Genomic DNA, 11565 nt, shown 5'->3' on the forward strand with positions numbered 1-11565 from the left:
CCCCAGGATTTAATTTATAGGCGTAGATACAGGGCGTAGTCCTTACTGGTTAATCCCCTTGACTTACTGTTTAATCACCTTGGATAGTGCGCAGCATTTTATTAGCTATATCGATGGCTTCATCTCGGTGGTTAACATTGAGCTTTTGGTAAAGACTACGAATATGGGTTTTGATGGTACTGGGTGCCACTTCCAGGTGTCCAGCAATTTGTTCATTACTCAAGCCACTATGAATCAGGCTTAAGACCTGCCATTCTCGCTTGGTTAGGGGGGTAGATTTTATTAATTCAGGGATATCAGCCTGCTGCAGAATATCACCAATTAATGTTTCATCTAACGTGATGGTAATCGATTTGTTCAAGCTGCGTTGCTGCTGAGCTAGTTTAATCAAGCGTTCAGCTCGTTGTAGCTCATTGTCAGCTAGGGGGTAGTCTTGCTTTAGCGCTTTTAGCATTACAATAAGCGATTTACCTATCAGTAAAAAGCTGCTGATAAAGCCTGTTGTTGTTGCCAGCTGAAGCGCCTGCTCCAGATGCTCTAAGGCAAGCTCTCGTTCATCTTGTGACCAATAAGCTTGTGCAAAACATATATGGTTACGGTTCTGGTCAGTAATAAGGCGGTATTTTACGGCTTGTTGTTGCAGTGACGTCAATATATCAATGGCTTTAGCAGGTTGATTAAGATAGATTTCTGCTCGAGCGCGATTGCGGGCATGACATTGGTAAAAGTGATTGGTGGCTGGTGATAGTGGTGGGGCCGCTTGCTGCCAGCGCTCAATAGCTGCCATATCCTGGGTTGCTTGCCAATAAGCGAGCATTGTTGCATGGGCATTTGCCATCCAGTCACTGTGATAGTCATCACCTTGCATCAACTGTTGTAGTTTTTGTATATAGTCAGCACATACAGTATGTTTTCCACGAAGCAATGCGATTTTTGCCAGTAGGGCATAGCATTGTAAGAACCAATGTTCACCTTGGGGACGTAAGATTTCGATACCGGCGAGACTGTGTTTTTCCGCACCATCCAAATGATGCCACTCAAATAAAACCTGAGCACGCACTCGATGAATAAACTCCATGATCGGTAAGTGATTCACCTGATGCTCTGTCGCAAACTGTAAGGCTTTATCTTGAATATTAAAGGCTTTTTGTAGATAGCCCTGTGCCATGGCAATTTCAGATTGCTGGCACTGGGTCCATAGCGCGATTTGACTGGCACCTCTTAATCGGGCGAGCTGTTCGGCTTCTTCCATCATCTGCTGTGCTTTGGTTAGCTGACCCTGGCAGAAGCTGGCTTCACCTAATACGGATAAGGCGACAGTTCGAATACGACGCCGTTCTTCGGGCAAATTAGCCAGTGCATCCTGAGCTAGCATTTGTGCTTCTTTTATTTGCCCTAAATTCATCGCCAGTTGAGCACGAATGGTGTTGAATTCGCATTGAATTTCTTGCCATTGAGGTTGAGGCATTTGCTGAGGGAGCTTTTGTTCTGCTTGTACAAGTAAGTTCTCAACATCATCGTACTGGTAAAGATTTTGGGCAACCCAAGCTCCCAGCATGGTGAGTTCAGCGTTTGCAGCCAGCTTTGCTGAGGGAATGCTGTTTAATGCCTGTTGCAGAATACGACACTGGCCTTGCTGGTAGAAAGACCAGCCATGTTTCAGCAAGATTTCAGTGAGTGCACAATGGTTTTCACCCGCAATGGCATGGGTCAGCGCCTCGTGAATATACCCCAACTGTTGCCAGCCAGCACAGGCGCGTTGATGTAAGGTCTGAGTTTGACCAGGATAGTGCTTGCCTAGCTGGTGACGAAGAAAGGTTGAAAATAATGGATGATAACGATACCAGTGACGCTGACAATCAAGGGGCGTAATAAATAAACCAAGTTGTTCCACTTGTTCCAGCATGGCTTGGCCATTTTCAACGCCAGTGACGGTTTTCACTAAATAGTCATTCATGCTGTCAAGTACACTGCTGAAATACAAAAACTGTTTTATTTCAGGTGAAACCTGTGTCAAAACTTCTTCAGCCAGATAATCCAATAAATATGTGTGGCCCTTAACGACTTCATTGGCCCATGACTCAAAGCTGTCAATATCGGGTGTTGAGAGCAGGGCAATCAACTGTAAAACCGTTGGCCAACCTTCAACTTGTTGCAACAGTGGAGCAAGCTGACAGGGTGTTAGTGAAAAAGGTAAACGGTCTGCAAAAAACTGGTGAGCATCATCTGCATCAAATGCCAGTTGATCAGGTGCAATTTCCAATAATTGATCGTGCAGCCTTAAGTTAGCAAGGCCCAGTGGCGGCAAGCTTCGGGAGTTAATCACAATGTGTAAAAATGCAGGTTTATGTTTAATTAAGAAGCGAAGCCCCTGGTGAATCACTTCGTTGTCAATCCAGTGGTAATCATCAAGTACCAGTAATACAGGTGTGTCTGTATTGGCTAACTCCATAAGTAACCGAGAAATATGGCTTTCAAAGTGAATGGGGTTGGCAGTAAGTACTTGCTCAAGTGACTGGGGACAGCGTTGTGTTGCTTGTTGAAGGCAAGCAGTGAGATATGCAATAAAACGGACTGGCTCGTTGTCAGCAGAGTCAATGCTAAACCATGCGACAGGGTGATTGAGTTGGTTGATCCAGTCTAAGCTCAGGGAGGTTTTGCCGTAGCCGGCAGGGCCATGTATCAGGGTTAGTTGGTGAGTTGAATAGTCTGCTAACTGACTTGCTAAACGAGGTCGATGAGTGAGTTTTGACGGTCGGTTGGGTACTGATATTTTGGATGGAATTAATACCAGTTGACCTGAGCCGGACTCCACTGTTTTGGCTAAATGCGCAGATGCCATAGTCACTGCCTGTAAACTGCTTTTGTTTAGTCGTTTTTCTTTATTGGCGTATTTATACCGCTAAGTAAGGGTATATAATTTTTATTATGCCTCTGGTTCACAAGTGATCTGCAGTTTGTCTGCGAGTAGATTAGATGCAGATTGCGAACCAACAGTACCAAGCCAAAGGTACTGACGCAAGATTGTAATAGTAGTCAGATAACAAAAGAAAAAGAAAAACCCGCTAAGGCGGGTTTTTCTGGGTAGAGCGAGCTTTCGTAAAGGCGTTAAGAGGTTGCCGCATCAGTGGCAATAATCTGGTTAGCTGCTTTTTGGAATGATTCAATTTCATTGAAATTCATATAACGGTAGATATCTCCAGCCATGCTATCAAGGTTTTTAGCGTAGGACATATACTCATCTACGGTTGGTAGCTTACCTAAAATAGATGCGACGGCGGCTAATTCAGCACTGGCCAGATAAACATTGGCACCATCACCTAAGCGGTTAGGGAAGTTTCGGGTTGATGTAGAAACGACCGTTGCACCTGCAGCAACTCGGGCCTGGTTACCCATACATAGCGAACAACCTGGCATTTCCGTCCGAGCACCGGCACGGCCATAAACATTGTAGAAGCCTTCTTCCATCAACTGGTGCTCATCCATTTTGGTAGGTGGAGCAATCCATAAACGAGTGGTAATAGGTGAGGAAAGCTGATCAAGCAAACGACCTGCAGCCCGATAATGACCAATGTTGGTCATACATGAGCCGATAAAGACCTCATCAATCTTGTCACCTGTCACTTCTGAAAGTGGCTTGATATCATCAGGGTCATTCGGGCAAGCCAGTAAAGGTTCTTTAATCTCATTCAGGTCAATTTCGATAACAGCGGCGTACTCAGCGTCTTCATCTGCACTCATTAATTGAGGATTGGCCAGCCAGGTTTCCATTGCTTGGGCACGACGCTCCAATGTACGCGCATCACCATAACCTTCGCTGATCATCCAACGCAACAGTGTTATGTTAGAGGTGAGGTACTCAATGACAGGCTCTTTGTCCAGTTTGATAGTACAGCCTGCAGCAGAGCGTTCGGCAGAGGCATCAGACAGCTCAAAAGCCTGCTCAGCTTTCAAATGAGGCAAGCCCTCAATTTCCAAAACCCGTCCAGAGAAAATATTCTTCTTATTGGTTTTGGCAACTGTCAACAAACCTTGTTGGATAGCCGCATAAGGAATGGCATTAACCAGGTCACGTAAGGTAATACCAGGCTGCATTTCACCTTTAAATCGAACTAGCACCGACTCAGGCATATCCAGTGGCATCACCCCTGTGGCTGCGGCAAAAGCCACCAGACCTGAACCGGCAGGGAACGAAATACCAATAGGGAAGCGAGTATGTGAGTCACCACCGGTACCAACTGTGTCTGGCAGTAGCATACGATTCAACCAGGAGTGGATAATGCCATCCCCTGGGCGTAATGAAACGCCTGCACGATTACGAATAAAGTCAGGCAGGGTGTGCTGAGTTTCAATATCCACTGGCTTGGGATAAGCCGCAGTATGACAGAAAGACTGCATCACTAAGTCGGCAGAGAAGCCCAGGCAGGCGAGGTCTTTAAGCTCATCACGGGTCATGGGGCCGGTAGTATCTTGTGAGCCAACCGTGGTCATTTTAGGTTCACAGTATTGGCCTGGTCGAACCCCTTCAACGCCACAGGCCTGACCGACCATTTTTTGGGCCAGGGTAAAGCCTTTAGTTGAGCTTTGTGGGGCGACAGGGCGTCTGAAGACTTTTGACGGATCTAATCCCAGTGTTTCACGAGCACGATCAGTAAGGCCACGGCCGATAATCAGTGGAATACGTCCACCGGCACGTACCTCATCGAGAATAACATCGTTCTTTAATTTAAACTCAGAAAGAACATTGTCAGTGCCGTGGGCTTTGATAACACCTTGATAGGGATAGATATCAATTACATCGCCCATGTTCAGGTTGCTGACATCACACTCGATGGGTAACGCACCTGCATCTTCCATGGTATTGAAGAAAATAGGTGCAATTTTGCCCCCTAGAACGACACCACCTGCACGTTTGTTAGGAACATGAGGAATATCATCACCGATATACCACAGCACGGAATTCGTCGCAGACTTACGCGATGAGCCGGTACCGACCACATCACCGACAAACGCAACAGGGTGTCCTTTTTCTTTTAGCTCAGCAATTTGCTCCGCTGCGTTGGTGATGCCTTCGCGGGGCATTTTATACATAGCTTTCGCATGGAGTGGGATATCAGGGCGAGACCAGGCGTCAGGCGCTGGTGATAGATCATCCGTGTTGGTTTCACCTGTCACTTTAAAAACCGTTAAGGTGATCTTTTCGGGTAATTCTTTTTTAGCAGTGAACCATTCAGCATTAGCCCAGGACTCCATGACGCGCTTAGCATGTGCGTTACCCGCAGCTGCTTTTTCGGCTACATCATGGAAAGCATCAAACATCAACAACGTATGCGATAACTCATCCGCAGCCAGACCCGCCAGCTGATCATTTTCTAATAACTCAATTAATGTGGCGATATTATAGCCACCCAGCATGGTGCCCAGTAATTTGGTGGCTTGTTCTTCGGAGATTAATGGTGAGTTTGCTTCACCTTTTACGATAGCTGATAAAAAAGCCGCTTTAACATAGGCCGCTTCATCAACTCCAGGAGGAATGCGCTCAACTAATAGTTCAAGCAAGTAGTCTTCTTCGCCTGCAGGGGGGGACTTAAGCAGCTCGACTAACCCTGCAGTTTGTTCCGCGTTAAGTGGTTTGGGGGGAATGCCTTCTGCGGCGCGTTCTTCAACATGTTTGCGGTAGGCTTCTAACACGGTCTTACCCTCATCAGTGTGCTTCCTGCCGGGTTTATTATCACGCGCTGGAGATGATGCTCATCAGTGAATTAGGTGGGCCTTTAGGGCTTGAACTCGCAAGCGCTTATGGGGTATTTGGCAGGTAAATAAATAGCAGTTTAGGAACCCCACTTGGTTCCGGAAGTATAACTAAATAAGGGAAAATTGTTAAGTAACTCGCTGACTTACATCATTAATTTCCATTATTCATGAAAAAAATGTTACAAACTGTCGTATGGTTATAAGCCACTTGAAGTGCAGTATATTGAAGTACCGTATATATAGTAGTTGCACATAAAAAACTGTAATGAGTCTTGGCAGTGCTCATGCAGTCCATGAGCACTGGTGGAGTTTCCCTGTAATGGTAGCCTGAGGTCGTAATACGAAGCATCTACAGCTGTTGCTTACTTATGGCTGAGTGCCGCCTCTAATGTCTCCATAACATGTGTAGGTTTTAGTGTAAGAATATCGGCTTCCAGGCCATCAATTATTTGCTCAGCAGTATTGCCAATAATAGCGCCTTTTAAACCACTGCGCGCCACAGTACCAATGACGACTAAAGGTGCATCTAACTGCTTGGCAATATGAGGAATATAGGTTGATGCTGGGCCTTCTTCGACATGAATATGGTCTAAAGGAATATGGTATTTATCTGCGTAACCAGTACAGACCTCTAAATATTTTTTCTGTAAGGCATCCTGTAACTGATAAACAGGATCAGGTGATGACAGCATAGGTGCAGGGTGTGCTGAAGCCAGGTGACACTCACCATCAGCAAGGCCGGCAATATCCCTGGCATGGCTAATAATGACATCATTTAATATTTGGTGGTCACCATCGTTTGGATCTGCATCGACTGCCGCTAATATATTACCATTCTCCCAAGGCTTATCATTTTTGACTAATAAGATAGCGGCAGGGCACTGTCGGAGCAATTTCCAATCACTGGGAGTAAAGACGACTTTACTCAGTTCACTTTCTTCTCTTGCGTCTTTAATGACTAATTCACATTGCTCTGCTTGTTGAACCTTGATGATGGTCTCGTGCAGGCTGTGATACCAGTGAATATGTTTCGTGACAGATAACCCTTGTGCTCGAATAGGCTCACACCAGTCACTGAGAACAGCATGGGTTTCTTCATCAGGATGAGGGTTACAACATAGGATATGAAGTTGGGAGCCTGTTACATGTGCAATCGCACAAGCACGGTTAAGCGCAGTATGTTCAGGCTTGCGGGTATCAACAACTACCAGCAGTTTACGTATTGCTTGCATGGTGCTTTTCCCTATTCATGAGCATTCGGGGTTAGACCGTTGTTACTCGCAACGAGATGGTTGCCATAGATTTCAGGGCATTTTTGAGGTGCCCTTCAGTGTATATTGAGCGTTTACATTACGATACAGAGGTTACCCGTCATTTGATGACAGTTTAATACTCGACAAGAGTAGGATAAATGTAGTCTAAGATTGATTTTCAAACAACTGTTTGATGCGCATCAAGTCAATGTTCTGGAATGGTGACTCATTATTCTCTTTCAAGATGCTTTCCATTTGCGTTGAGCGGTAAACTAAAATTCTTCTCTCCATCTTCTTATCCTGAATTGGATTTCATGACCTAAACTGGAAGTTTGTTATTGATACGTTTTAAGCAGGCCGTAAAAACGCTTTATTGAGCGTAAGGTAGTTAATCATATGCAGTGGTATGTGCCTGTTATTCAATTAAATCTTTCTGCGCTTCGTTGGCTGTGTTTATTCAGGTTGAGGTTGCGTTTGTGGCTTGTGCTGTTTGTTATTTTTGCCAGTGGGGCGGCTCATTCTTTTCCCTTCGGGGGGTTATTAAAAGGTGGAGAATATATTCATCAGTCTGAGTTGGTTACTGGCGCAGTGTATGCCAGAGATATTATTAAAGGTGAAAATGATGCGCCGATTTTAGTGGAATATGATCTTGAAGGAAATGAAGTAAAAGCACTTGGAGAACATAGTGGGCGTTATGCTGATACACGCATAATGAGTATCACTGAATATAATGGTTATTTATTACTAAGAGAAAAAGTAGAAAACCTTTATGCTCAAAAATTTGTGCTCTTAAAACGTAACGCCTATGAAAACAGTCTGTTGCTGGATCAGGATGGAAATCCTATAAATAAAAAAGCATTATTGCCAGATACATTATTTGTATGGATATTAAAACAGGAATTTATCGTACCGGACGAAAATTATATTTTATTAGAAGTCCCCATTGATCCCTCCCTCGCGCCTTTCACGGAGATCGATCTTGATATATTTCGCAGTTTGTTAGTCTCAAATACTTCAGGAGAAATTGTTTATAAATCTTATCATAATATTGGTTATCGGACGGGCTTTATTGTTAATCCTAAAAGTGGAGAACAACGTACTTTTAGGCGTAAATTTGACGATGTGTTATTAAATCCCCTTCCTTATACCAAAGTATTTGCAGCAGCAGGTTCTGAGTTTACGAGTACAACAGACGTGCAGGGCAAGTATCGCATTGAATATTTTAATCCAGCCTGTCCTGGCTTCCAAATAACCTACCATAATCCCATCATTGCTGAGTTGCATTACAGTCGTTTTCATCCCCGTAAAACGGAATATTTACCGTATTTTTTAACCCGTGAAAAAGAAAGTCACTGTAATGGGTTGGCGGTTTATGACTATCGCGTCAATGAAATTTTAGCGCTGCAATCAAGCTTTCATTATCACATTGATTTTCCGGTGGATATGATGGTGCTGCGCGGCAGTGCAGGACTTTATAATCCTGATGAAACGCCGGTCCTTGTTGGTGATGTGGATTCTGAAAGCGGTGCCTATTACGACTTTGACTGGCAGCCAGATAAAAAAATCATACCTACCTATGACTTAAATGATGATGGCCGTGACGATGGGGTGGTGCCGGGCATCTTAGTTGAGTCGGCTACTGGCGACCAAAAAACCTTTTACCCTGTCGATAAACTGGAAGAGGCTAAAGTTTTTGGTATTTACTTTGGTACTATTTTGGGCCAACCAGATTTAATTCGCCTGGTGGACTGGCAGCAAGATACCACACCTAAAGGTTTGGTCACTAAAATCAGTGAGCAGGCTATTCAAAATACTGACTTATATGTGATCCGAACGTCGACCGGTGAACTGGTGGCTGAGCAAAAAGGTTTATCCTCTGGTGCATTAGCGAAAGGTGAAAAGGACAGTCACTTTCAGTTTTTGGTGCGTTTACGAGGAAGGTTAGGTGAAATATTCCGGCCTAACAGGAACTTTGAACGCTGGCAGGTGCAGGATGGTGTTAAACCCCAATTTCGGCAACGTAACTATGATCATCTTCGACCAGGTGAACAGGTTACTCTTTATTTAATTAATCGAGTGACCGGCTACACGGGCCAGAAAACCGTCACCCTAGGGAAAAGCTATGGCGGCGACAGTGATTTATCCACTGTGGTTGACGAAATCAAAATGTATCCGCCTAACCTCAAAGTATGGGCGGTTCGCAGGCCTGCCCGAAATACCGCAGACCAACAGCTGCCTGACCAGATGATTGGTTCAGAGTCGGCAGGCTTTACTACAGACCAGTGGGTTGCTGTCTATACCGAATGGCTGGGACATAATGATAGTCCCTTACCCCCCGCTTTGGCCGATTATGGTTTTACTGGGCGTTTAGCTCAGGTGGTGGCACCTAACCAGTTAGCGGCGGTCACGGCCGACAGCCCACACTTGGCCCATTTCAGTATTCAGCCAGGTCAACAAGTTCAGATGATACGCCTGCCTGAAAAATCCTTGAGTCGGCAGCACTTTTATGTCCAGGCCAGTGCTGCCCCTAAATACCGTAACCCTAGCTTTGCTACTCAACGTGCTGATAACCAAAGCCTCGGTCATTTTGTGCCCATGAAAGTGCCTATTTTTAATGAAGAAATGGCACGCCAAGCCGGAATCAGCCAGCCTTCAAACTTAAACTTGTTTCATCACTGGGAGTATCGCCCTGAGCTGAAGTTTAGCCAGTATGATCTGGATGTGCACTCGCTGCAGGTCGTGAGTATAGATAAAAGGGAGCAAGTGAAGGTCAGAGATCAATTAAAGACACCGACCATCATGGAGCCAGAGGATACGTTGTTAACGCTGTTTTACAGCTTGTTTGTGCCAGAGGTTGAAGCGCTGAAAGGCTGGTCGAAGACGGAGGAGTTTATTTTTTCGGTTGAAAATCGTGAAGTGGCGGTGAAAGTGGGTGAAAAGCAACAGGTCAGTGTGGCGGAGTTGAGCAAAATTCGTCGGCTGGATACAGACGGACTGATAACCCTGAGGCTTTACGTTAATAACGATACCCAGAATATTTTATGGCAGTACCAGTTTCCGTGGGAGTTTTTAAAGGTCCCTGATGTTGTTAAGGGCCGAATTAAGCTGGATGTTCCTAATGACCGGGTCTGTGTCATGCCTGCACATTTGAACTTTAATTTGCAGCAACCTGCCAAAATCACGCTCACCACTCAAGACCGGTTTAGTGGAAGTAGTGGGTCGGAAACTGTGTTATTGGATGAGGTGCTGTACCCGGAGGGCTCCAATACGTATAAGTTTGACCCGATGGTGTACTCCAGTGGGCTTTATAGCTTCCACATCACCGGAGTATCAGAGATTTCTCATAAAGTAGAGCATTATAACGGAGCGCTGGAGGTGTTTTATGACATCGATAACCAGCTTCCTGTCGGTCATGTGGTGGAGCGCAATATTGATTTATTTACCGGCAATTTAGCCTTTTCCCGCACGGATATTGATATTCCCGGTCGCGGGGGTGACTTACAGTTTACCCGCAGTTACAACAGCCAAAGCCGTGATGCCGGGCGTTTAGGCCGAGGCTGGAGTCATAACTATGATGTGGCGCTATACCGTACTGGCTGTGGTTATGTCTCTGTGAAAGGCATGGTGTTTATTGAAGAAGGGGACCGCTATCGGCCGGGTAAAGGCTACCATGGTACCTTAAAAAAAGTTGGCAATCGTTATGACCTGTATACCAAAGACGGGACTCGCTATCACTTTCGCCAGTATGCTTTTGATAAAAAAGATCGTAGTTGGCACCTGGCCTATATCGAAGACACCAACGGTAACCAAACCCAGCTGAGTTATCACGAAGGCTTGGGGGATGGGCGCCTAAAGTCCGTGGTGGACAGTGCAGGTCGCCGTTTGAATTTTTTCTATGAAAGCCGGCAGGGCGATTTCCGTATCACCAAAATCAAAGCCCCGGGTGATCTGGAAGTGGAGTTCTTCTATGACGCCCAAACCCGGTTGGTAAATCGGATCATCCGCAGCCAGCAAACGGCCGTAGAAGAGAAATACGGTTACCAAGGGACGGTTGATGATCCTCAGCAGATGGCCGACTGGGTGCAGCTGCATCGGATACAAAGTATCACCGATGCCAATGGTCATACTACCCGCTATCAAGCCGTGCCCTACCAGTTGCAAGCCTCCGCCACTGAGAATCTGATCATGGATTCAGCCTGGTATACCCTAATCGACTATCCGGATAACACCCAGGCCCAATTCAGTTACAATGGCCGTGCTCGTCGTAATAACACAGAACTCACCACAACCGTTACCGATAACCGCGGAAACGAGACCCGTTATACCTTTAACCGTTATGGTTCCCCGCTAACCATCACCTCCCCTGCGGGCACCATTGAGCATACCTGGGCGGATAAGGATGTCTTGCTGCTGTCTCGCACCAATGAAAAGGGCGTCAAGACCACCCACACCTACGATGAACATGGCAATATCCTCACCGAAAAAGTCACTGGTCAGCAGGATCATCCGGCCAAGGTCAATACTTATGTGTTGTTAGGTACAGGGGCCGCTGAAGGCA

General features: G+C 45.7%; 5 protein-coding genes. 1 reads left to right on the top strand and 4 read right to left on the bottom strand.

The genetic code is table 11. The features are described 5' to 3' along the window. Positions 1-70 precede the first annotated feature (70 nt). The 4 genes from malT to KHS79_RS26105 all read right to left on the bottom strand — a co-directional run bounded on the left by malT (position 71) and on the right by KHS79_RS26105 (position 7298). A complete protein-coding gene (malT, locus tag KHS79_RS13360; RefSeq protein ID WP_212719700.1) occupies positions 71-2842 on the bottom strand; it encodes an HTH-type transcriptional regulator MalT in 2772 nt (923 codons plus the stop codon). Positions 2843-3108: 266 nt separating this feature from the next. Next, the gene (acnB, locus tag KHS79_RS13365; RefSeq protein WP_212719702.1) at positions 3109-5691 is read right to left on the bottom strand and encodes a bifunctional aconitate hydratase 2/2-methylisocitrate dehydratase; all 2583 of its coding nucleotides are present in this window, start codon (positions 5689-5691) and stop codon (positions 3109-3111) included. A gap of 425 nt (positions 5692-6116) precedes the next feature. Beyond that, a complete protein-coding gene (locus KHS79_RS13370; protein ID WP_212719704.1) occupies positions 6117-6986 on the bottom strand; it encodes a universal stress protein in 870 nt (289 codons plus the stop codon). Positions 6987-7172: 186 nt separating this feature from the next. Next, positions 7173-7298: a hypothetical protein gene (locus KHS79_RS26105; protein ID WP_267910739.1), complete on the bottom strand. Its 126-nt coding sequence runs from the start codon at positions 7296-7298 to the stop codon at positions 7173-7175. A 105-nt stretch (positions 7299-7403) separates the two neighbouring features. Between KHS79_RS26105 and KHS79_RS13375 the strand changes: the two genes are divergently transcribed. Further along, a partial coding sequence (locus KHS79_RS13375; protein ID WP_212719706.1) for a DUF6531 domain-containing protein occupies positions 7404-11565 on the top strand: 4162 nt, incomplete at its 3' end.

The organism is Zooshikella ganghwensis (assembly GCF_018263875.1).
GTDB classification, from domain to species: domain Bacteria; phylum Pseudomonadota; class Gammaproteobacteria; order Pseudomonadales; family Zooshikellaceae; genus Zooshikella; species Zooshikella ganghwensis.